The sequence below is a fragment of the Rhodospirillales bacterium genome, assembly GCA_014323865.1.
Classification (GTDB): domain Bacteria; phylum Pseudomonadota; class Alphaproteobacteria; order SP197; family SP197; genus SP197.
In genome coordinates this window covers 1-21,660 of sequence record JACONG010000014.1, presented here as the reverse complement: position 1 = coordinate 21,660, position 21,660 = coordinate 1, and the positions used below count along the sequence as shown (strand labels likewise).

The following is a 21,660-nucleotide window of genomic DNA, read 5'->3' as shown; positions in this document are numbered from 1 at the left end:
GGGGCGGTCACGCTTCCGGCAGTTTTCCGGCCTCTTCGGCGCTCAGAAGGCGGTTGCCGCAGCGCAGCGAAACCAGAAGTGTGCAGCCCTCCGGCGCGGTGGAGGAATGGCAGGTTCCCGGACGGAACGAAACGATGGCGCCGGGTCCGAAAACGGAACCGTCGTCATCCACGAGCGCGCCCTTCAGAACGTGGAACTCCTCATAGTCGACATGCTCATGCGGCAGCGATCGGCTGCCAGGGTCCATGCGCAGCAGAAACATGCCGCAACCGGTATCGCGATCAAGGCTGATGTTGACCCAGTACATCCCCGGAACCGGCTCGCCATAGCGGTCGTAGGGCACGAAGGCGGCATCGTCGGGCCGCACCACGATGCGGCGATGGGTCGAGGCGGTCATGGCTCGGTCTCCTCCTTGCCGGGTGCGTCCGGACAGCGTGGCAGCGTATGGGATCACCACGCGAAGACGATCTCGACACGGCGGTTGTTCGGCTCGCGGACACCGTCAGCCGTCTCGACCGCAAGGTCGTTCTGACCGAACCAACCGATGTTCACGGTGTCCGGGTTCACACCCGCAGCGACGAGGTAGTTGGCGACAGTGTTCGCACGGCTCTGCGAGAGAGCCATGTTGTAATCAGCCGGACCCGAGGTGTCGGTGTAACCGGAAACCGAAACCGAGGACGGGTTGGAAGCAGCTTCGGCAGCCGCGACGTCGTCCAGGAAGCTCTGCGCCAGCGGCGAGAGAGCCGAGCGATCCCAACGGAAGTAGACGACGAATTCGCTGACCGTCTCGACCGGCATGGCTGTCTCGACCGTCTCGATTGTCTCGACCGGCATGGCTGTCTCTGCTGCCTCGCCCGTCTCGCCTGTCATGACAACAGCCATCGCCGTCAGCTCTTCCATGGCCGCGAGGTAGGCAGCACGGCAGCGGCCCAGCTCCTCGACCTGGTGAGCCGCGACCGGAGCGTTCTTCTCGGGGCCCTCCTCGGCCTCCTCGACCCAGCAGTCGTATCTGGTCTGGGCGAAACCGGCGAGCCCGGCCATTTCGCTGCGCCCGCCGTCATCGAGAACACCGATCAGGCGGGCACGCTCGCTGTTGAGCCCGGCGAGCATGGCCTCGTCCTGAATGTCCCATGTGCCGGGATCCTCAGGCAGAACCGCTTCACCCATGCCGGCCTTCTCGGCCTTGTCACGGAAGAAACCCGCGTCGCCCCAGTCGTGGAAGCCGGCTTCCTTGTAGGCGTTATCGACATATCCGGTGTGCAAGGCCCTCGTGAAGGCATCGCCCCCGGTCTCCATCCCGGTCACGCGGTCGATGGAGCTGACCGTGGTACAGGCCGCCAGCGAGACCGCCGCCGCAGCCGTAACAAGAGTCCTGATCAAAACGTTCATCTGCTTTCCCCTCCGGAACGCAGCCCTCTCCGGGACTCACGGTTGTCCCGACCCCGGGCTGCTGCGTTCGACTTCATGTGGCACGGCAAAACCGGGCACCATGCACGCTGTGGACACGCCCAGGACCAGCATCAAGTTGCCCAAGCATGACCAACATCAAGTCGCCCAGGATAAAGGCAAATCTATGGTGACGCCCGATGTAATCCAATCGCCGGCCAAGCGCCGGTCATCTTCCGCCAACCTCCGCAAGACCGCTCGCGGTCTACCGGCGAGATCGGGAGCGGGCGATCATCGCCCCTCGAACCCGTCGCGGAAGAATGCGAGCCAGTTGCCGCCCATGATTTTCGCAACCTCGGCGTCGGCGAAGCCCTTGTCGCGCAGGCCTCGGGTGATGGTGGGGAAATCGGCCGGGGTCTCGAACCAGCTCGGCCAGTCGGGCCAGCCGCCACCGGCAGTCCTGGCCTCGCCGCTGTCGATCTCCCTGGACCAGCGACCGCTACGCATCCAGTCGAGGTAGCCCGAGGTCAGCTTGCGGCACATGTCGGTGCCGAGACCGATGCGGTCAACACCCATCAGCTGGGCCGTGTCGGCGATCATGCCGCAGAAGGCGTCGAGCGTGGTGTCGCTGCCGCCGATGTGGAACGGATAGGTCGAGAAGCCGAGCATACCGCCCGATTCGGCCAGCGCCCTCAGCACAGTGTCGGACTTGTTGCGCAGCCCATGATGAAAGCTCAGCGGGTTCGCATGCGTGATGGCGATGGGACGCTCGGAGATCTCTATCGCCTGGAGCGTCGTCAGTTCGGCAGAGTGGCTCATGTCGATCACCATGCCGACACGGTTCATCTCGGCGATCACCTGACGACCGAACCGACTGATCCCGGCATCCACCGTCTCGTAGCAGCCCGCGCCGATCAGGCTCTGGTTGTTGTAGGTGAGCTGCATGATCCTGACGCCGAGCTCGTGGAACACCTGCACCAGCGCCAGATCGTCCTCGATCGGCGAGCAGTTCTGGAAGCCGAGGATGATACCGGTCTTGCCGATACGCCTGGCCTCCTCGATGTCGGCCGCCGTGCGCACAGGCATGACGAGATCGCCATGGGTCTCGAAGATGCGATGCCAGTGGCCAATGTTGTCGAGCGTGGTGCGCGCGTCCTCCCAGAACACCAGTGTCACATGGACGGCGGTGACCCCGCCCGCCCGCAGTTCCTCAAGAAGCTCGCGATCCCAGTTGCTCGCCTCCAGCGCGTCGATGACGATGAGGTCATCGTGAAAACTGCGGTCGCTCATGGCAGATCCCTCCGCGCTGCAATCGCCAGCGCGTGTGCGTCGAAACCCTCGTAGAGCGCGAAGGCTTCGGTGTGATCGGTGAGCGTCCAATAGCCCTCGGCCGTGAGCTCGGCAATCGACTAGTGCTTGATGTAATCCATAACGCCCAGTGCCGAGTGGGCGGTAGCCCTGCGGCCAGTCGGCAGCACGGCGTTCACGCCGATCATGAAGTTCGCCATCGAAAACGGCGCGCCCTGGCCCATCAGCCCTCGATCAACGCGACTTTCGGCCATTTGCCGCCACATGCGTCCTCAAGCCCGTTTCCAGTCGGGTTCCTGATGTTGTAGGGCGGAGGCGTCACCACCACCTCGACGCTTTCGACAGGCATCCTGTTGATCGTTTCTGCCGCATCCCCGCGATGCACCTTCCTCAGCCAATATCGCATCACGTCGGCATCGGACATGTTAACTTTTTGTTCTTCAAAATCTTTAAGGCCATTAGTGCTTGTTTCGTTCTTCATGAGCTGCTATCTGCGAATGCAAGCGAGCTTGTGACTGTTCGCGCCTACACCGACACTGCGGCCTAATAAGGAGGTCTTACATGCCCAAGGAAACGTTGCACACCTATCCGAACAAGAAGCTGTTCGCTATCAACGGTGGTAAGTACCTGCGTGACCGGTACGACGAGATGCTGGAGGGTCGTTTCTATTTCAACCGCGTCATGGCGGCGCTGCGAAGTGAAATAAGCAACAACGCGGCGCTGCTGCCTCGGGACGCCTGGCGTGAGGTGGACGATGCCACGATGCGCGTTCTCCGCGAAGACGAGGGTCAGGTTTACATGGCCGATCTCATGCCTCTCGCCCGTGGCGTGGACATCAGCAAGAACGGCCCTGTCTACCGGCGCTCGACCGCCGTCAACAGCAACGTCAACATCACGATGACCGGCCAGACCACGCCGCGGATTGATGAGGCCGATTATTCCTATAAGGTTGATCTTGTGCCGCCCTTCGAAGAGAAATATCGTTTTACCTGCAGTAAGTGGATGGGAATACAGTCGGAGAACTTCGACGGCTTGGCCGACAAGCAGGAGAAGGCGGTCGCCAACCTGCGTCAAAAGGTTGCGCAGTACGTGCTAAACGGCGATGACAAGATCAAGGTCAAGAACTATCGCGGCTACGGCATCAAGAACCATCCGGCCACGAACATGATCGACCTGGATTCGTCCGGTCTCAACATCGACCTGACCAGTTACTCTACGTCCTCGGACAACATCGAGCAGTTCTTCGTTCGGGATGTTCAGAAGATTCTGCACGATAATCTGGTGAGGGATCCGATCAACATTTACATCTCTCCCGAGATCAACCGGCGTTTTGGGCAGTCCTACAGCCGCTCCGCAGGATTCAAAGCTGGCACTCTTATGGAGTTCCTCGAAGAGCTTCCGTTTATCGCCTCGATCAAGAAGACCTACGAACTGAGCGGCAACGAGCTTTTTGCCTTCCCGCTCATGTCGAAGTACATCCGCCCCCTGATCGGCCAGGCTGTGAGCACGATTGCCATCCCGCGCCTGGATGAGATGCACAACTACCACTTCAAGGTGTTTCAGTCGATGGGGCTTGAAATCCGCGAGCACGCCAAGGGTTGTTGCGGTGTCATCTACGCTACTGGCACGCCGTAAAAGGAGGCAGCTTATGCCGTATCCCGTTGAAGTCGTTGGCAGGGGACTATTCGCAACGCAAGGGCTTGACGCAGGAAATGCCTGTAAGCGAACGGCTTGTTGCTCAAAATTGGCCACGCAGATCAGATAGATTACTTCGTCGTTCGGCAGGAAGTATCCGGGGTTGACGTTGCTGTCTCCAGCGCGTCGATGACGATGAGGTCATCGTGAAAACTGCGGTCGCTCATGGCAGATCCCTCCGCGCTGCAATCGCCAGCGCGTGTGCGTCGAAACCCTCGTAGAGCGCGAAGGCTTCGGTCTGATCGGCGAGCGCCCGATAGCCCTCGGCCGTGAGCTCGGCAATCGACTGGCGCTTGATGTAATCCATGACGCCGAGCGCGGAATGGGTCGCGGCCTTGCCCCCGGTGGGCAGCACGGCGTTCACGCCGATCATGAAGTTCGCCATCGAAAACGGCGCGTCCTGGCCCAGCAGGACCTCGCCCGCGTTGACGATGGCGTCGAGATAGTCGCGGGCCCGGGTGCTGGCGATCTGGAGATGCTCGGCGGCGAATTCGTTGACGAAGGCCAGCGCATCGTTCCGGTCGCGGGCGACGACGAGACCGCCGTTCACACCCAGCGCCGCCGACGCACAGGCCCGCCGCTCTTCGGACAGACGACCGAGACAGTCGACGGTCCGGTCGGCGACAGCCTGCGCGATGTCCGCATCCCAGACCACGAGGAAGCTGGTGGAATCGTCGCCGTGCTCCGCCTCGATCAGAAGATCGAGTGCCAGGCGATCGATGTCGGCCGTCTCGTCGGCCAGCACCATGCTCTCGCTGGGCCCCGCCGGAGGCCCCGGCGCGATGGCGTCGGCACAGAGTTCCATCGCCGCACCGACCCAGGGCGAACCGGGGCCGACGATCTTGCGACAACGCGGGATGGTCTCGGTGCCGTAGGCAACCGCGGCCACGCCCTGGGCACCGCCGGCGAGAAAGACGTCCGTGACTCCGGCCTCACGCGCGGCGACCAGGGTTCCGGCATCGCAGGTGCCACCGGGTCCGGGCGGCGTCACCACGACAACGCGCGGCACACCCGCCACGACCGCCGGCACCGCGGTCATGAGCGCGACAGAGGGAAACGCCCCCTTGCCGCGCGGCACGTAGCAGGCGACCGCCTCGATCGGAACACAGCGGTCGCCGGCCATCACCCCCGGTCGTATCTCGATCATGTCGAGAGGCGGCGGCTTCTGCCGTTCGTGCACCCTGCGCACATTCCCGGCAGCCTCTCGAATCGCAGCGATGGCGGCGGGCGGCACGGTCTCGTAAGCCGCATCCATGGCGGCTTCGGATACGCGGATCTGCGCCGCGCTCATGTCGACCCTGTCGAACTGCGCGGCGAACCGCACGAGGGCCGTGTCGCCCCCGGTGCGCACGGCCTCGACGATCGGACGGGCGCGCGCGACGAAAGCGCTGCTGTCGATTGCGCCGCGCGCCGAAAGCGCCGCGCGTTCGTCGTCACCGAGGTCGGCGAGATGGAGGATGCGGGGCCGCACGGTCGGGATCAGCGCAGGCTCTCGTCGGCGTCGGGATCGATGCCGAGTTCCTCGAACACCCTGCGCGCGATCCTGAAGCTCTCGACACCCGCAGGCATGCCGCAATAGACCGCGATCTGCATCAGCGTGTCGCGCAATGCGGCGAGACTCACGCCATTGCGGATGGCACCCCTGAAGTGCAGCTCGAACTCGTGGCTGCGACCCGAGGCGGCGGTCATGCAGAGGTTGTTGAGGCTCCTCTGCTTGCGGTCGAGGCCCTCGCCGCTCCAGATCTCGCCCCAGCAATAGGTCGTCAGGATGCGCTGGAACTCGCCGTTGAAGCTGTCGGCACCGTCGATGGCCTTGTCGACATACTCCTGACCCAGAACCTCACCGCGATTCCTGAGGCCCTTCTCGTACATCCCGCTGCTCATGGCAGTCTCCCCGGTTGGCGTTTTGAACCTGCACCTCAGGGCGCAGGTTTAATGGGGGATCAATTTAATCGGGAATCGTCTGATGGGGAATGGGGCCGGGCGGTCGTCCGCAAACCTCGCGAGCGCCTCGACCGCGGGCACCAGGCCGCCATTCAGGCCGCCATCGAGGTCGGCGACACGCCGTGTCCGGCAGTTCGGGCGATGGGTCGGCTGCCGCGACGGCTGCCTAGACGGTTGACTTGCCCGGCCCGATGGAAGAGGGTCCGGGGCGATTTCCGGGAGCCGCCGTCCCGCCATGGACCACGACCATCATGCGTGCCGAGCCAACCATACGCCTAGGCCTGCCCAAGGGCCGCATGCAGGACAATGTCTTCGCCCTCCTGGAGGACGCCGGTATCCATATTCGCTCGGGCGGCTCCAGCGCGCGTGACTACCGCCCGAAGCTGTCGCTTCCCGGGTTCGACGCCAAGCTTCTGAAAGCCCAGAACATCGTCGAGATGCTCGATGTCGGGAGCCGCGACCTCGGCTTCGTCGGGAAAGACTGGGTCGAGGAAAAGAAGGCCAATCCGGTCGAGCTGATCGACACGGAGCTCGATCCCGTGCGGCTGGTAGCGGCTGCCCCGCTCAAGCTGCTTGAGGACGGCAAGCTGCCGGACCGCCACATCGTCGTTGCGAGCGAATACGAACGACTGACCCGCGACTGGATCGAGCGCGCCGGGCTCCGGACCACGTTCGTGCGCTCCTTCGGCGCGACCGAGGTGTTTCCGCCGGAGGATGCCGACTGCATCGTCGACAACTCGGCAACCGGCGCGACGTTGCGGGCCAACGGGCTCGAAATCGTCGGCGAGGTCATGCGCTCGTCGACCCGGCTCTACGCCCATCCGGCCTCGCTTGACGATGCCGACAAGCGCGGCGCGATCGACAGCTTCGTCATGATGATCCGCTCGGTGCTCGATGCCCGCAAGCGGGTCATGGTCGAGGTCAACGTCACGGCAGAAGCGCTTGAAGCCGTGATCGGCGTGTTGCCCAGCATGCGCGAGCCCACAATCTCGCCGCTTCACGGCACCGGCGGTTTTGCCATCAAGTCGGCAGTCCCGCGCGACCTGCTGGCGCAGGTCATCCCGCAGATCAAGGCACGCGGCGGCAGCGACATTGTCGTCAGTCCCATCGGCAACATCGTGTCGTGAGGCCGGGATGAGCGAACGCAACGCCAGCGTGACCCGCAAGACGCGTGAGACCGATATCGCGGTCACCGTAAACCTCGACGGTTCGGGCCAGGCCGAGATCGGCACCGGTCTGCGCTTCCTCGATCATCTGTTCGACGCCCTGACCCGCCACAGCCGCATGGATGTGACGCTTTCCTGCAAGGGCGATCTCGACGTCGACGACCATCACACGGCCGAGGACTGCGCCCTGGCCCTGGGCGAGGCCTTCGACCGGGCGCTCGGCGACAAGCGCGGCATCCGCCGCTTCGGCGAGAGCCATGCTCCGCTCGACGAGGCGCTGGCGCGCGCCGCGATCGATCTGTCCGGGCGCGCCTATGCCTATGTCGACCTCGGCCTGCGCCGCGAGAAGGTCGGCGATATCGCGACCGAAATGATCGGGCATGTCCTGCAGTCCTTCGCCATGGCCGCGAAGATGACGCTCCATGTCGAGCTGATCCGCGGCCAGAACGACCATCACCGGGCCGAGGCCGCCTTCAAGGCGCTGGCGCTTGCCCTGCGCATGGCAATCGCCGACGCAGGCCATGGCGAGGTCCCCAGCACCAAGGGGGTGCTGTGAGCGGCCGCGAGATCGTTGTCTGCCGCACCGGAACCGCAAACCTGGCGAGTGTCTTCGCCGGTCTGCGCCGGGCGGGCGGCACGCCGCGTATGGCGGACCATCCCGACGATGTGCGCGACGCCGGTCATGTCATGCTGCCGGGCGTCGGCGCGTTCGGTGCGGCCATGGCCAGTCTCAACGACAGCGACATGGCCGACCCGCTGCGCGAACGCATGGCTTCCGGCAGGCCGACGCTGTCGATCTGCGTCGGCCTCCAGCTGCTCGGTACGACGAGCGAGGAGTCGCCCGGCACCGAAGGCCTCGGCGTTGTCGATGCGGCCTTCACGCGCTTCCCCGAGACTGTGCGGGTGCCGCAATTCGGCTGGAACCCGATCGGCGTCGATGGCGGTTGCCGCACGCTTGAGGACGGTTACGCCTATTTTGCCAACTCCTACCGTCTGATCGCGCCGCCGGAGGGCTGGTCCGTCGCGATGGCCGATCACGGCGGTGCCTTTGTCGCGGCCATGGAGCGCGGTGCGGTGGTGGCATGCCAGTTCCATCCCGAGCTCTCGGGTGCCTATGGCCGGGCGCTTCTGACACGCTGGATCGCCCTGCCATGCTGACCGCCCGCGTCATTCCCTGCCTGGATGTCGACTCCGGCCGCGTCGTGAAAGGCGTGCGCTTCCAAGGGCTGCGCGATGCCGGCGATCCCGTGGAGCTCTCGACATCCTACGAGGCGCAGGGTGCGGACGAACTGGTCATGCTCGATGTCTCGGCCACGCCCGAAGGCCGCAGCAACGCACACCACACGGTCGCGGCCGTGCGTGAGGCCCTCGGCATACCGCTCACGGTGGGCGGCGGTGTTCGCAAACTTGAGGATGCCGCCACCCTGCTGGAAGCGGGCGCCGACAAGGTCGCTGCCAACACGGCCGCCGTGACCCGGCCCGGTTTGCTGACCGACATCGCCGAGCGCTTCGGCAGCCAGTGCGCCATCGTCGCAATCGACGCAGCCCGCCGTGAGAACGGCGACGGCTGGGAGGTCGTGACGATGTCGGGCAGGAAGCGCACCGGCATCGACGCATTGGGCTGGGCGCGCGAGGCGGTCGAGCGCGGTGCCGGGGAAATCCTGCTGACGAGCTGGGACCGCGACGGCACCCGCTCGGGCTACGACACCGCCCTGCTCGCAGCCGTCTCGCAGGCCGTCCATGTCCCGACGATCGCCTCGGGCGGCGCAGCAGCACCGGAGCATCTGGTCGAGGCCCTGGAAGCCGGTGCCGATGCGGTGCTGGCGGCCTCGATCTTTCACGACGGCGACTGCAGGGTGGGCGACATCAAGCGGGCGATGATCGAGGCCGGCATCCCGACCCGCCTCGACACTGCCACGCCCTGAGGTCTCCGGTGGCCATCGACGACAATGGCGCAAAGCGCCTGAACAACGGCCCGAAGCGGCTGCCGATTCTGACCTTCTGCGGCGGCCACATGGCCGTCGACTGGCCCCATGGTGCGCTCTGGATCCTGATCCCGGCAAGCGCCGTCGCCATGGACCTTTCGCCCTCCGATGTCGGCATGATGATCGGTGTGACCGCAATCGGCGCGACGCTCAGCCTCATCCCCGCGGGCATGGTCAGCGATCACACGCGCCGGCGCGGACCGGTGTTCGTGGCGACATTCGTCCGGGTCGTGGTCGGCTACGGGCTCGCGAGCCTGGCACCCGACTTCCGGACCCTGACGCTGATACTGGCCATCGCGGGTATGGGCACCTCGGCCTGGCATCCGCTGGCGACCGGAACCCTGACCCGGACCATGCCCGGCCAGCGCGCCCGCGTGCTCGGCATCCACGCCATGGGCTGCACGCTGGCCGAGGTCTTCGCGCCGGGCCCGGCGCTTGCCTTCCCCGGGATCCGGGCGGAGCCGGCGGAGTGATCGTTCCCTCGATCGACCTCATGGGCGGCCAGGCGGTTCAGCTTGTCGGCGGCAAGGAGGTGGCGATCGAGGCGGGCGACCCCCGGCCGATCGCCGAACAGTTCCGCCTTGCCGGCGAGATCGCCGTGATCGACCTCGACGCCGCACTCGGCCAGGGCGACAACCGGGCATTGATCGAGGACCTCATCGGGATCGCGCCCTGCCGCGTCGGCGGCGGCATCCGCGATGTCGGGACCGCCATCCGTTGGCTCGATGCCGGTGCACGCAAGGTCATACTCGGCACCGCCGCGAAACCCGGGATCCTGCGCGCGTTGCCGCGAGAGCGGGTGATCGCCGCGCTCGATGCGGTCGAGGGCGAGGTCGTCACCCACGGCTGGACCGCCAGGACCGGCGCCTCGGTCGACGACCGCATGGCGGAGCTGCACGAATACGTCGGCGGCTTCCTCGTGACCTTCGTCGAACGCGAAGGCCGCATGCAGGGCACCGATCCCGACGCCACACGCCGCCTGAAAAACGCGGCAGGCCCCTGCACCCTGACGGTTGCGGGCGGCTTCACGACCGCCGGGGACATTGCGACCGCCGACAAGGCCGGGGCAGACGCCCAGGTCGGCATGGCGCTCTACTCCGGCGCGCTGCATCTGGGCGATGCCATCGCCGCGCCGCTCGTCAGCGACCGGTCCGACGGTCTCTGGCCCACGGTGGTCTGCGACGAACACGACCGCGCCCTGGGCATGGCCTATTCCGATGCCGAAAGCCTGCGCACTGCAGTCGAGCGTCGGGTTGGCGCCTATCACTCACGCAGGCGCGGTCTCTGGGTGAAGGGCGAGACCTCCGGTGCCACCCAGGAGCTGCTCAGGATCGACCTCGACTGCGACCGCGATGCCCTGCGCTTCGTGGTGCGCCAGACGGGCAAGGGCTTCTGCCACCTCCACACCTGGACATGCTGGGGCGAGGATCGCGGCCTTCCCGCGCTCGCCCGCACGATCGCCGAGCGCCGCGAGACCGCGCCCGAAGGCGCGTACACGCGCCGTCTGTTCGAGGAGCCCGGCCTGCTCGACGCCAAGCTCCTGGAAGAGGCGCGCGAGCTGGCCAGGGCAAGCGAGCCCGACGACGTGGCCCACGAAGCCGCCGACGTCATCTATTTCGCCCTCACCGCCGCCGCACGCGCCGGGGTCGACCTCGACACCATCGCGCGCGAACTCGACCGCCGCAGTCTCAGGGTGACCCGCCGCAAGGGCGACGCGAAATAGTCGGATCGCTCAGGACGCCAGCGCCGCCGAGGCGAACCCTGTCGAGAGTCCTGTCCTGTCGAGAGTCATGGCGCCGCGGCGCGCGCCGGCAGAATCAACTTTTCGGGTATGATTCCCCTTGAACTGTCAGGGAGCGCGACCATATCGCCGGTAGCACTCACCCGAAACGAGTGCCAACCCGGATGTCCCGACAGGAAAACATCTCCAACAGGAAACATCCGGCATCTCAAACAGGAAACACCCCAGAATCAGGAGGTTGAAGAATGGCGTTCCGTCCCCTGCACGACCGTGTGGTGGTTCGTCGTACCGATAGCGACGAGAAAACCGCCGGCGGCATCATTATCCCTGACACGGCCCAGGAAAAACCCATGGAGGGCAAGGTGATCGCGGTCGGCCCCGGTGCGCGGGACGACAACGGCAAGGTTCAGCCGCTCGACGTGAAGAAGGGCGACACGGTGATGTTCGGCAAGTGGTCGGGCACCGAGGTCAAGCTCGATGGCGAGGATCTCCTCATCATGAAGGAGACCGACATCATGGGCGTGATCGGCTGATTCGCGGCGAAAACAGGAGCAAGACACAATGGCTGCCAAGGAAGTCAAATTCTCTGCCGACGCCCGCACGCGCATGCTGCGCGGCGTCAATACCCTGGCCGATGCGGTCAAGGTCACACTGGGCCCGAAGGGCCGCACCGTCGTGCTGGACAAGTCGTTCGGTGCCCCCCGGATCACCAAGGACGGCGTGACCGTCGCCAAGGAGATCGAACTCGAGAACAAGTTCGAGAACATGGGTGCCCAGATGGTCCGCGAGGTCGCCTCGAAGACCAACGACATGGCCGGTGACGGCACCACCACTGCGACCGTTCTGGCCCATGCTATCGTGCGCGAGGGTGCGAAGGCGGTTGCCGCCGGCATGAACCCGATGGACCTGCGCCGCGGCGTCGACCTTGCGGTTGCAGCCGTTGTCGAGGATCTCGAGAAGCGTTCGCGCAAGATCAAGTCGTCGGATGAGGTTGCCCAGGTCGGCACGATCTCTGCAAACGGCGACTCGGAAGTCGGTGCCATGATCGCGAGCGCCATGGAGACCGTCGGCAACGAGGGCGTGATCACGGTCGAGGAGGCCAAGACACGCGAGACCGAACTTGATGTCGTCGAAGGCATGCAGTTCGACCGCGGCTACCTCTCGCCCTACTTCGTCACCGACACCGAGAAGATGAAGACCGAGTACGACGACGTCGCGATCCTGATCCACGAGAAGAAGCTTTCGAGCTTGCAGCCGATGCTTCCCATTCTGGAGGAGGTCGCCAAGTCGAGCCGTCCGCTCATGATCATCGCCGAGGATGTCGACGGTGAGGCCCTGGCCACGCTCGTGGTGAACCGCCTGCGCGGCGGCCTGAAGGCCGTCGCCGTCAAGGCACCGGGCTTCGGCGATCGCCGCAAGGCCATGCTTGAGGACATCGCAATCCTCACCGGTGGCCAGGTGATCAGCGAGGACGTCGGCATCAAGCTCGAGAACGTCACGCTCGACATGCTGGGTTCGGCGGCGAAGGCGATCATCCGCAAGGACGACACCACGATCGTCGGAGGGTCCGGCAAGGCCAAGGACATCAAGGGCCGCTGCAACCAGATCCGCCAGCAGATCGAGAGCACCTCGTCGGACTACGACCGCGAGAAACTCCAGGAGCGTCTGGCGAAGCTCGCCGGCGGTGTCGCCGTGATCAAGGTCGGCGGTTCGACCGAGGTCGAGGTGAAGGAGCGCAAGGACCTCGTCGAGGATGCCATGAACGCCACCCGCGCGGCGGTCGAGGAAGGCATCGTGCCCGGCGGCGGTGCGGCCCTGCTCTACGCAACCCGTGCACTGGACAAGCTCAAGCTCGATGACACCGACCAGAAGGTCGGCGTCGACATCGTGCGCCGGGCGATCGAGGCACCGGCCCGCCAGATTGTCGAGAACGCGGGCCTCGACGGTGCCGTCGTGACCGGCAAGATGCTGGAGCAGAAGGACACCAACCACGGCTTCGACGCCCAGTCCGAGACCTACAAGGATCTCGTCAAGGCGGGCATCGTCGACCCGACCAAGGTAGTCCGTACCGCTCTGCAGGATGCGGCCTCGGTGGCTGGCCTGCTGATCACGACCGAGGCCATGGTCGCCGAGAAGCCGAAGGAGGATGCGCCTGCGGCGGCGGCCGGGGGCGGTATGCCGGACATGGACTTCTGATCGCAGACTGTCAGACGTCACGAGGGGGCCGCGGTGGCGACGCTGCGGCCCCTTTCGTTCCGGTGAGACTTTCCGGGTTTTTTCGGGTTTTTGCGGGATGAACGATCGTTCCTGCGATGCATCAACCGGCTTCGACGAACCAGTCCGCCGTCACCTTACGCCAGCGCTCGATATAGTCCGACATATCGTCGGGCTGACCGGCAGACAGCACGGAATCGTCCGGCGCGCGGAACCAGGGTTGGGCACTGCCGGTCCAGATATGGCCAATCGGCTGGAGCACGCGCCGGTCGTCGAGCGAGCCGGCCTTGATCGACACGATGTCGGGATCATTCCCGCCGACATGGAACAGACGAACGCCGCACTGCGGACAGACCGCACTGCGGACAGAAATGGCCGTTTATCCGGTTGCCGCTGTCAGTCCCCCGCGACCAGACCCCGAGCCGGTCCCAGTCGGTCGCGAGATCCCTGCGCCGCACCAGCATCGACATGCCGAAGGCCGAGGACGTCTGCGCCTGACATTCCGTGCAGTGGCAGCAGTACAACGTCAGCGGCGGCCGATGGACCGCGTAGCGGCAGGTTCCACACTGGCACCCGCCCTCGAGCGGAAACTGGACACGGACCTCACGCATGGGCGATACTCCCCGACCTCAAATTGCCTGTCATCATAGCGGGACTTACAGCGGGAGCGGGGAGGCATGACGTAGGCTTGTCGAATTCCGTTGTTTCCGTTGTCCGTTTCGTGCATCATCGCTACAATAAATTGGTCCGGTGCAACGAAACACCGGACACGAAACACCGGACATGCGCCTTCCAACGCGCATCCGGAATCGAGAACACCGAATCAGGAACACCGAATCAGGAACACCTCTTGGGGAGACACCGACGTGACTGACAACATCCATAAATTCGACACCCGTAAACCCGACAGCCATAAACCCGGGGCAACGCGCCGTACGGTTCTCGGTGGCGCGGCTGCGGCCGGCGCCGCGGCGGCCATGGGCCCGACCGTTCTAGGCCACAACGAGGCGAAGGCTGCCGAACCGCAGCGCGGCGGTACGCTGCGCATGGGTATCGGCCATGGTTCGACGACCGACTCGCTCGATCCCGCAACCTATGAGAACGGCTTCACGTCGGGCATGGGCATGGGCGGCCTGTTCAACTACTTGACCGCGGTCGACGAGCAGAACCAGCTTGAGCCCGAACTGGCCGAGGAGTGGGAAGCCAGCCCGGACGCCAAGGTCTGGACCTTCAGGATTCGCAAGGGCCCGACCTTCCACAACGGCAAGGACGTGACCCCTGAGGACATCGTCGGCAGCCTGAACTATCACCGCGGCGAGGACTCGGTCTCGGCGATTTCGAGCCTGTTGGAGCAGGTCGAAGACATCCGGGCCAGGGACAACACGGTGGTGATCACGCTCAACGCGAGCAACGCCGACTTCCCTTACATCATGAGCGACTATCACCTCGGTATTCAGCCGACGGCCGAGGGCAGGATCGTCGATCCGCTCTCGGGCGTAGGCGCCGGCAGCTACATGCTGGTTGAGTACGAGCCCGGTGTGCGCGCGATCCTCAAGCGCCATCCGAACTACTGGAAGGACGGCTATGCCTGGTTCGACGATGTCGAGATGACGACCATTGCCGATCCCGCCGCGCGCCAGAACGCGCTGATGTCGGGCCAGGTCGATGCGATCGACCGTGTCGACACCAAGACGGCGCATATGCTGGCCCAGCATCCGTCGGTGAACCTGGTGGAAGCCACGGGCACGCTGCACTACACGGCCCCGATGCGGACCGACACGGCACCGTTCGACGACAACAATGTGCGTCAGGCCCTGAAGTATGCCATCGACCGTGACGATATTGTCGACAAGATCCTGCGCGGTCACGGTATTACCGGTCAGGACTCGCCGATCACGCCAGCCAACCGCTTCTTCGCCGACGACATCGATGCCGCGTCCTACGACCCCGACAAGGCCAGGTGGTATCTGCAGCAGTCGGGCCTCGACAGCCTCTCGGTCGATCTCTCGACCTCGGAGGCCGCCTTCGTCGGTGCCGTCGACATGGCCGTGCTCTACAAGGAACATGCTGCGCCTGCCGGTATCGATATCAATGTCGTCCGCGAGACGCCGGACGGCTACTGGTCGGATGTCTGGAATAAAAAGCCCTGGTGCACCTGCTACTGGGGCGGGCGCCCGACCGAGGACTGGATGTTCTCGACGGCCTACTCGGCGGATGCGCCGTGGAACGACACGGTATGGTCGCACGACCGCTTCAACGAACTCCTGGTTCAGGCCCGAGCCGAGCTCGACGAGGGCCTGCGCCGCGAGATGTATCGCGAAATGCAGGAAATCGTCTCGACCGAGGGCGGCGTGGTGGTCTTCGCCTACGCCAACAATGTCGATGCGGCCTCGACCAACCTGGCGCACGGCCCGCATGTGGCCGGCAACTGGAACATGGACGGCTCCCGTCTGATGGAACGCTGGTGGTTCCAGGATCCGACCGCCTGAGTTTCACTTCCCTCGTTTTCGGGAAAGGGCGCTGCGTCTGCGGCGTCCTTTTCTTTTTTGTCTCGCAGTCGGTGGGCAGACCGATGCCGGCGCGGGCCGCCGAGCGGTTCGCCTGCCGCGATCGCATTTTCGGTGACCTGACCGAAACGTGACCGACGGGCGAAGGGAAGAACACCCGCGCGACCCTGGTGCCGCCTTGCCCCGGGCGACCGACAAGACCATATCCTGAGGACCATATTCTGGGGGCAACGAACGGAGCGTTTCGATGACGGACAAGGTCGTGAAGACGGATGCGGCGTGGCGTGAACAGCTGACGCCCGAGCAGTATCATATCACCCGCAAGAAGGGCACCGAACGCGCCTTCACCGGCAAGTATCACGATGCCAAAACGGCAGGCACCTACCGTTGCATCTGCTGCAATGCGCCCCTGTTCGCTTCGACGACGAAGTTCGACTCGGGCACCGGCTGGCCGAGCTTCTGGCAGCCTGTGGACGACGAGGCCGTCGCGACCGAGACCGACCGCAGCATCCTGTTCATGCCACGCACCGAGGTGCTGTGCGCACGCTGCGACGCCCATCTCGGCCATGTCTTTCCCGACGGGCCGCAGCCCACCGGCCTGCGCTACTGCATGAACTCGGCGGCCTTGCGTCTTGAGGACGAAGCCGCCGGGAGCGAGGCGGCGGAATAGTCAGTCCGGGTCATCAGTAAGGGTCATCAGTATGGGGCAGCGGGTTGACGCCGGGTTCCGCAAGACCGGGTTCCGGTGGGGGCCAGCGCCGAGAGTGCGGGGGCGGCGGGAATGGCGACGGCGGGCCGTGTCACGAGGATGCCACCGGACCACGGCAGCGGCTTGCGATGTCAGATTCTCCCGCCTGCTCATGGCTTCCTGCCCGAGGGGTGCCGGTGTTCCGGGCCCAAGGGCTCAAGCCTTACGCCCTCACGCAGATTGCGGTAGTCGAGCCCAACCAGGCGACAGGCGTTCTCGCCCGGAGCCTCGACCAGAATCGTGCGCGCGGCAATGGGATCGTAGTCGGCGCGGAAATGCACCGTGCTCTTGACGACGAGGATGTGCTGTTCGGCGGGTTCAACACCGATGTGACGGAAACAGGCCCGGTCGAGGTTCTGGAACCGACGGCTTGAGACAACCACCCTGACATCGCAATCGGCGTCCGCGACCGAGAGCAGTGCCAGCGGCCCGAGGTCGGTCACGGTGCCCCGATACATCTCGCCTGTGCAAGCGAACACGCCGTTGCCGAGGCGTTCGACATGGAAGCGGGCTGGGAAGGGTGTCTGGCCGGGCCGGCCGGACTTGCCGCCCAGCAGGGCGTCGAACGCGGCCCCCTCACCCTGCGCATGGGCTTCGCGCGCCACGTCCGGATCCCACAGCAGGCCGAGCGCAGCCCGTTCGGCATGGTTGCGCACCAGCGCCTCCAGCACGCCGACGGTGTCGGATCGGGCACCGGCACCGGGATTGTCCTGGACGTCAGCCAGAACAACGGGCCCGCGCGGCTCCGCCATGGCCTGCCGCACCGCGTCGTCGGGCGTCAGCAGCGTGTTGCGGAAGTCTCCCTCGGCGGCGCAGAACGCCTCACCGATCGCGCCCGCCGCCGCGCGCGCGCGTTCGGGATCGGGATCGTAGGCCACGGCGGCAGGCCCACACTCCGGAATGTCGGCCAGCGGGAAGGCAAGTGCCAGGTCGCTGCTCGCAAGCCCTTCCCGCTCCTGGTTCGCTATGCGGTCATAGAAGCCCCGGTTGGGCCGGGCATCGGTCCATTGGGCGGAGAGCGGAACCAGAAACGGCGCCCTGGCGAAGCCCTTGTGCAGGGTTTCGCCGCAAGCAAGGCGCATCAGAAGCCGATAACAACGCTCGCCCGTGGCCTCCATGTCGATATGGGGATAGGTGCGACAGATCGTCATTGCCGACGACATGGCGACCATGCGTTCGGTGATGTTGGCGTGCAGGTCCAGCGTGTTCACCACCGGTATGCCGTGGCCGACGATCTTTCGGACGCGCCCGAGGGTTTCGCCCTCGCCGTCCTGGCAGTGCTGCGCGACCATGGCACCATGCAGATCGAGAAACACGGCATCGAACGGACCCTTCGCCCGGAGGTCCTCGGCCATCATGCCGGTGATGCGCTCGAAGGCATCCCCGGTGACGAAGGAAGAGGGTTCTGCCGAGGCCCACAGCAGGGGCACCAGGTCGTGGCCGTCGGCAAGGGCCGCCTGGATGAACCCTTCCAACCCGAGGTTGAGGCCGGAGACGGCTTCGAAGAGGGCGGGGCCGCGGGTGAGGGCGGGCCAGGCGTCGTGGGTGGCGAAATCGGCGAAGGTGGCTTCGGTCGAGGCGAAGGTGTTGGTTTCGTGCTGAAAGCCGCCGACGGCAATGCGTGCCATGATGCGTTCTTTGCGGGTTACAGGGTTTTTTATTGGTATTCAGCCGGATTGGGCCGGATTGGGCCGGATTGGGCCGGACGTCCCTGGCCTGGCGCAGGGCGCGCTGGAACGAATGGGCGATCACCTTTGCCATGAGGTCGTCATCGCTCATCAGGGCATTGTTGAGCTCGTTGTTCCGCATAATCGTCTGGATCAGGTTGTTCCGCATGGCCCTGTTCCAGAAGCTTTCCACGACATCGGCGGGGTTCCTGTCGATCATCTGCCTCATTTCGGCGTCGTTTGTCCTGTCCGCCACCTGATAAACCACCAGAAAATCCTCTTCGCCAATGCTGGTGCCATAACGTTCGTTGAAGGCCTCGACGATCTCCGAGAGCGATCTTTTCTCCTCCTCTGTGGGAGGGTTGGCACCGAACTTGCCGATGGGTTGCAGGGTTGCGGTTTCGCCGGGGTTCAGCGAGGCATCGCCCTCGTCCTTCGCTTCCAGTCTGAAGGCGGAGAGGGACAGCATGTCGTCGGTGACAGAGATATCGGCAGGGATATTGCGGGACGGCAGCAGGCGCGAGAGCCAGGATGTATAGACAAAAAGTTTTTCCAGCGACGAATCGTTCAGCGTGACGACCTGGGCGATGAAGGCATAGAAGCGCTGGAAACTCCTCAAGAGCTGGCGGAACTCTTCCTGTTGTGCCTCGTCCTCGTCAAGAACGAACCTCTCCCGCGCGAGGCGGACGATGCCTTCGAGGGGCGGGCGATCCGCTTCGGTGAGGTTGCCGGAGAAGAAACGGTCGGCGAAGCGTTCAACCTCGCGCCTGTCGATGTAGGTTGCATGGTGAATGCGCTGTTCGAGGTCGTAGAGCTGGTTGGGGTCGGTGCGGTCCTCAAGCTCCGTGGCCTCGAAGAAGGGCGCGAAGGCCTCCCTGATGTCTTCGGTCGTGTTGCAGAAGTCGAGAACGAAGGTGTTCTGCTTGCCCGGCCGGGTGCGGTTCAGGCGGGAGAGTGTCTGCACCGCATGGAGGCCTGCGAGTTCCTTGTCGACATACATGGCGACGAGTTTCGGCTGGTCGAACCCGGTCTGGTATTTCTCGGCGACGACAAGGATTTGGTATTCCGCGCTGTCGAACCTGCGGGGCAGTTCGGTCGCGGCGAAGCCGTTCGCGCTCGCCTCGGTCCATGTGTGGCCGTCGACGTCGAGATCGCCGGAGAAGGCGACCAGGGCCCTGATGTCGGTGTATTCCCTATCCGCGATGTATCGGTTCAGGCCTTGCCAGTAGCGCAGGGCGTGTTCGCGAGACCGGGTCACGATCATCGCCTTTGCCTGACCGTCGAGTTCCCCGGCGACGTGGCGACGGAAGTGTTCGACGATCACCTCGACCTTCCGTTCGATGGCGGTCGGGTGCAGCGAGGCATAACGGGCGACACGGGCCCCGGCCTTGCGTCCGCGAAACTCCGGATCGTCCTCGATGGTCTTTTCGAGCCGGTAATAGGCCTCATAGGTCGTGTAGTTCCGGAGCACGTCCAGAATGAAGCCTTCCTCGATTGCCTGACGCATGGAATAGAGGTGGAAGGGGTGGGGTTTGCCGTCGGAACCGGGGTGGCCGAAGCGTTCCAGTGTGACGTTGCGGGGTGTTGCGGTGAAGGCGAGGAAGGAGATGTTCTTCTGCGGTCCCCGCGCCTTCTGGAAGGCCAGAACGATATCCTCGATATGCTCGGAATCGGTGGCGGAACCGGTGGCGGAATCGGTGGCGGAACCGGTTGTCTGGCGGGTCAGCGCGCCGCTCATGGCCTGTGCCGCCTTGCCCGATTGCGAGGAATGGGCCTCGTCGATAATGACCGCGAAGTTCCTGTCGGACTGGCCCGAGACGGTGGCGAGGTGTTCGGTGCCGAACTTCTGGATCGTCGTGACGATGATCCGCGCGCCCTCAAGGATCGCCGCTTTCAGATCGCGGGATGTGCCGTCGATCTTCCTGACCACGCCTTCTGTCCGGGCGAAGCCGCCGATGGTGTTCTGCAACTGCCGGTCCAGAACCAGGCGATCGGTCACGACGATTGCTGTATCGAAGCGCGGTCGGTCGTCCGTGTCGTGCAGGTTGACGATGCCGTGGGCGATCCAGGCGATGGTGGCGGACTTGCCGGAGCCGGCACTGTGCTGGATCAGGTAGTTTTGTCCTGCGCCCCTTGATCGGGCGTCGGCGAGAACCTTGCGCACGGCGTCGAGCTGCTGGAAGCGGGGGAAGATCAGCGCCTCATTTCCGTCTTTTCCGTCCGGGCGTTCGAGGCGAACGAAGCGCCCGATCAGGTCGAGCAGCACATCGCGCGAGAAGACCGCCTTGCCGTCGGGCGGATCGCTGTAGAGCCAGGCAACCCGGTTCTCGCCGGGGATATCGGGGTTTCCGGCCCCGCCATCGCGCCCGCGGTTGAAGGGCAGGAAGCGCGTCTTGCCGTTTCTCAGACGGGTTGTCACGGACAGGTTGTCCTGATCCACCGCAAAATGTGCGATGGCACCGCGTTTGAAGGTCAGCAGCGGTTCGCCGGCGGGGGAGCGGTCTTCCCGATACTGCTTCTCGGCGTGACTGACGTTCTGGTTCGTCAGCAGGTTCTTCACTTCGAGGGTGGCAACCGGAATGCCGTTGACGAAGATCACGAGATCGATGGTGTTCCCGTTCCTCGCCGAATAGCTCACCTGCCGCATGACGGAGAGGATGTTCGCCTCGTAGCGACGGGTCAGGTCGGGGTTCAGGTTCGACGCGGGTTTGAAGAAGCAGAGCCCGAGCTCGATATTCGGCACCAGTCTGAGGCCCTCGCGCAGCACGACATGGGTCGGATTCCGCTTCCACGCCTTTTCGAGACGTTTCAGAACCTCGGCCTCTGCCTGCGCGGGATAGTGCGCTTCCAGCGCCTTCCATGCGTCGGGTTGCGTGGCCTTCAGAAAGCGAAACAGCAAGCCGGTATCGAGGGCACGGGCGACGTCATAATGGGACGGAGCGCGTTCGATATATCCCTGATCGGCGGTCAGGCGGGCGACGATATGTTCCTCGAAGACCGCCTCGCGATGAATGTCGGCGGTGGTGTGGGGTTTCTCCGTCATGCGCTCGTCTCCTCCTGAGGGGCGTTCATGGTGTCCGTCGGGGGGTCCGTCGGGGGGTGGTCGGGGGTGCCGGGGGTGTCGGATTTGGCAGAGGTCGGCACGTCGATCTGCCCCGTGACTGCGGCGGTGATCAGGGCGGCGCGACGTTCCCTGAGAAGGTCGATGGAAGCGTCGATCTTCGCCATCAGAAGGTCCAGCCTTGCGGTCTCCCGGTCCAGAAACCCGGCAATCCGACGCTGGGTCGCGAGGTCGGGGA

At 64.7% G+C, this 21,660-nt stretch carries 20 protein-coding genes and 2 pseudogenes; 11 read left to right on the top strand and 11 right to left on the bottom strand.

The window, feature by feature from the left end:
• Window positions 1-7: 7 nt before the first annotated feature.
• The 5 genes from GDA49_07755 to GDA49_07735 form a co-directional block, all read right to left on the bottom strand.
• Window positions 8-397: a cupin domain-containing protein gene (locus GDA49_07755; protein ID MBC6440289.1), complete on the bottom strand. Its 390-nt coding sequence runs from the start codon at window positions 395-397 to the stop codon at window positions 8-10.
• A gap of 53 nt (window positions 398-450) precedes the next feature.
• Entirely contained in the window at window positions 451-1,389 is a 939-nt protein-coding gene (locus GDA49_07750) for an OmpA family protein (protein ID MBC6440288.1), read from the bottom strand.
• A gap of 288 nt (window positions 1,390-1,677) precedes the next feature.
• The gene (locus GDA49_07745) at window positions 1,678-2,676 is read right to left on the bottom strand and encodes a membrane dipeptidase (protein MBC6440287.1); all 999 of its coding nucleotides are present in this window, start codon (window positions 2,674-2,676) and stop codon (window positions 1,678-1,680) included.
• A 119-nt stretch (window positions 2,677-2,795) separates the two neighbouring features.
• Window positions 2,796-2,918 (bottom strand): histidinol dehydrogenase, encoded by a 123-nt coding sequence (locus GDA49_07740; protein ID MBC6440286.1) that lies wholly within the window; start codon window positions 2,916-2,918, stop codon window positions 2,796-2,798.
• Window positions 2,918-3,175, bottom strand: coding sequence for a hypothetical protein (locus GDA49_07735; protein ID MBC6440285.1), 258 nt, complete (start codon window positions 3,173-3,175; stop codon window positions 2,918-2,920). The genes GDA49_07740 and GDA49_07735 overlap by 1 nt, the downstream gene beginning before the upstream one ends.
• A gap of 80 nt (window positions 3,176-3,255) precedes the next feature.
• Between GDA49_07735 and GDA49_07730 the strand changes: the two genes are divergently transcribed.
• Window positions 3,256-4,329, top strand: a complete 1,074-nt coding sequence (locus GDA49_07730) for a coat protein (protein ID MBC6440284.1) — start codon at window positions 3,256-3,258, stop codon at window positions 4,327-4,329.
• 223 nt (window positions 4,330-4,552) lie between these two features.
• Here the strand turns inward: GDA49_07730 and hisD are convergent, their stop codons facing one another.
• The gene (gene hisD / locus GDA49_07725) at window positions 4,553-5,860 is read right to left on the bottom strand and encodes a histidinol dehydrogenase (GenBank protein ID MBC6440283.1); all 1,308 of its coding nucleotides are present in this window, start codon (window positions 5,858-5,860) and stop codon (window positions 4,553-4,555) included.
• Window positions 5,861-5,868: 8 nt separating this feature from the next.
• A complete protein-coding gene (locus GDA49_07720; protein MBC6440282.1) occupies window positions 5,869-6,273 on the bottom strand; it encodes a carboxymuconolactone decarboxylase family protein in 405 nt (134 codons plus the stop codon).
• 311 nt (window positions 6,274-6,584) lie between these two features.
• Here GDA49_07720 and hisG point away from each other — a divergent pair, with 311 nt between their 5' ends.
• The 8 genes from hisG (at window position 6,585) to groL (ending at window position 13,421) form a co-directional block, all read left to right on the top strand.
• Window positions 6,585-7,460, top strand: coding sequence for an ATP phosphoribosyltransferase (gene hisG, locus GDA49_07715; GenBank protein MBC6440281.1), 876 nt, complete (start codon window positions 6,585-6,587; stop codon window positions 7,458-7,460).
• Window positions 7,461-7,467: 7 nt separating this feature from the next.
• Window positions 7,468-8,055: an imidazoleglycerol-phosphate dehydratase HisB gene (hisB, locus tag GDA49_07710; protein MBC6440280.1), complete on the top strand. Its 588-nt coding sequence runs from the start codon at window positions 7,468-7,470 to the stop codon at window positions 8,053-8,055.
• A complete protein-coding gene (hisH, locus tag GDA49_07705) occupies window positions 8,052-8,657 on the top strand; it encodes an imidazole glycerol phosphate synthase subunit HisH (protein MBC6440279.1) in 606 nt (201 codons plus the stop codon). Before hisB ends, hisH begins: the two co-directional genes overlap by 4 nt.
• Window positions 8,651-9,424 (top strand): imidazole glycerol phosphate synthase subunit HisF, encoded by a 774-nt coding sequence (gene hisF, locus GDA49_07700; protein ID MBC6440278.1) that lies wholly within the window; start codon window positions 8,651-8,653, stop codon window positions 9,422-9,424. The genes hisH and hisF overlap by 7 nt, the downstream gene beginning before the upstream one ends.
• Before the next feature lie 8 nt (window positions 9,425-9,432).
• Complete coding sequence (locus GDA49_07695) at window positions 9,433-9,957, top strand: MFS transporter (GenBank protein ID MBC6440277.1); 525 nt, start codon at window positions 9,433-9,435, stop codon at window positions 9,955-9,957.
• Window positions 9,954-11,207: a phosphoribosyl-ATP diphosphatase gene (hisE, locus tag GDA49_07690; protein ID MBC6440276.1), complete on the top strand. Its 1,254-nt coding sequence runs from the start codon at window positions 9,954-9,956 to the stop codon at window positions 11,205-11,207. The genes GDA49_07695 and hisE overlap by 4 nt, the downstream gene beginning before the upstream one ends.
• A 263-nt stretch (window positions 11,208-11,470) precedes the next feature.
• Window positions 11,471-11,758, top strand: a complete 288-nt coding sequence (groES, locus tag GDA49_07685; GenBank protein MBC6440275.1) for a co-chaperone GroES — start codon at window positions 11,471-11,473, stop codon at window positions 11,756-11,758.
• Between the two features lie 28 nt (window positions 11,759-11,786).
• Window positions 11,787-13,421 carry a chaperonin GroEL gene (gene groL, locus GDA49_07680; protein ID MBC6440274.1) on the top strand — a complete coding sequence of 545 codons (1,635 nt, stop codon included), beginning with the start codon at window positions 11,787-11,789 and terminating at the stop codon, window positions 13,419-13,421.
• Between the two features lie 121 nt (window positions 13,422-13,542).
• Here the strand turns inward: groL and GDA49_07675 are convergent.
• A pseudogene (locus GDA49_07675) lies at window positions 13,543-14,050 on the bottom strand (GFA family protein).
• Between the two features lie 366 nt (window positions 14,051-14,416).
• On the opposite strand from GDA49_07675, the gene GDA49_07670 reads away from it, so the two are divergent.
• Complete coding sequence (locus tag GDA49_07670) at window positions 14,417-15,928, top strand: ABC transporter substrate-binding protein (GenBank protein MBC6440273.1); 1,512 nt, start codon at window positions 14,417-14,419, stop codon at window positions 15,926-15,928.
• A 265-nt stretch (window positions 15,929-16,193) separates the two neighbouring features.
• The gene (gene msrB, locus GDA49_07665) at window positions 16,194-16,616 is read left to right on the top strand and encodes a peptide-methionine (R)-S-oxide reductase MsrB (GenBank protein MBC6440272.1); all 423 of its coding nucleotides are present in this window, start codon (window positions 16,194-16,196) and stop codon (window positions 16,614-16,616) included.
• 188 nt (window positions 16,617-16,804) lie between these two features.
• Here the strand turns inward: msrB and GDA49_07660 are convergent, their stop codons facing one another.
• From GDA49_07660 to GDA49_07650, 3 genes and pseudogenes are all read right to left on the bottom strand, one after another.
• Window positions 16,805-18,322 (bottom strand): M81 family metallopeptidase, encoded by a 1,518-nt coding sequence (locus tag GDA49_07660; GenBank protein ID MBC6440271.1) that lies wholly within the window; start codon window positions 18,320-18,322, stop codon window positions 16,805-16,807.
• A 79-nt stretch (window positions 18,323-18,401) separates the two neighbouring features.
• Window positions 18,402-21,404: pseudogene (locus tag GDA49_07655) on the bottom strand (type I restriction endonuclease subunit R).
• Window positions 21,401-21,589, bottom strand: a complete 189-nt coding sequence (locus tag GDA49_07650; protein MBC6440270.1) for a hypothetical protein — start codon at window positions 21,587-21,589, stop codon at window positions 21,401-21,403. The pseudogene GDA49_07655 and the gene GDA49_07650 overlap by 4 nt, the downstream one beginning before the upstream one ends.
• Window positions 21,590-21,660 lie beyond the last annotated feature (71 nt).

Coding starts and splice junctions, on each gene's coding strand:
- GDA49_07670 (MBC6440273.1), top strand. CDS start 14,417: ATGGGCCCGACCGTTCTAGGCCACAACGAGGCGAAGGCTGCCGAACCG.
- GDA49_07740 (MBC6440286.1), bottom strand. CDS start 2,918: ATGGGCCAGGGCGCGCCGTTTTCGATGGCGAACTTCATGATCGGCGTG.
- GDA49_07730 (MBC6440284.1), top strand. CDS start 3,256: ATGCCCAAGGAAACGTTGCACACCTATCCGAACAAGAAGCTGTTCGCT.
- hisF (MBC6440278.1), top strand. CDS start 8,651: ATGCTGACCGCCCGCGTCATTCCCTGCCTGGATGTCGACTCCGGCCGC.
- GDA49_07650 (MBC6440270.1), bottom strand. CDS start 21,589: ATGGCGAAGATCGACGCTTCCATCGACCTTCTCAGGGAACGTCGCGCC.
- GDA49_07660 (MBC6440271.1), bottom strand. CDS start 18,322: ATGGCACGCATTGCCGTCGGCGGCTTTCAGCACGAAACCAACACCTTC.
- groL (MBC6440274.1), top strand. CDS start 11,787: ATGGCTGCCAAGGAAGTCAAATTCTCTGCCGACGCCCGCACGCGCATG.
- msrB (MBC6440272.1), top strand. CDS start 16,194: ATGACGGACAAGGTCGTGAAGACGGATGCGGCGTGGCGTGAACAGCTG.
- hisG (MBC6440281.1), top strand. CDS start 6,585: ATGCGTGCCGAGCCAACCATACGCCTAGGCCTGCCCAAGGGCCGCATG.
- GDA49_07755 (MBC6440289.1), bottom strand. CDS start 397: ATGACCGCCTCGACCCATCGCCGCATCGTGGTGCGGCCCGACGATGCC.
- GDA49_07720 (MBC6440282.1), bottom strand. CDS start 6,273: ATGAGCAGCGGGATGTACGAGAAGGGCCTCAGGAATCGCGGTGAGGTT.
- groES (MBC6440275.1), top strand. CDS start 11,471: ATGGCGTTCCGTCCCCTGCACGACCGTGTGGTGGTTCGTCGTACCGAT.
- GDA49_07750 (MBC6440288.1), bottom strand. CDS start 1,389: ATGAACGTTTTGATCAGGACTCTTGTTACGGCTGCGGCGGCGGTCTCG.
- GDA49_07745 (MBC6440287.1), bottom strand. CDS start 2,676: ATGAGCGACCGCAGTTTTCACGATGACCTCATCGTCATCGACGCGCTG.
- GDA49_07735 (MBC6440285.1), bottom strand. CDS start 3,175: ATGAAGAACGAAACAAGCACTAATGGCCTTAAAGATTTTGAAGAACAA.
- hisB (MBC6440280.1), top strand. CDS start 7,468: ATGAGCGAACGCAACGCCAGCGTGACCCGCAAGACGCGTGAGACCGAT.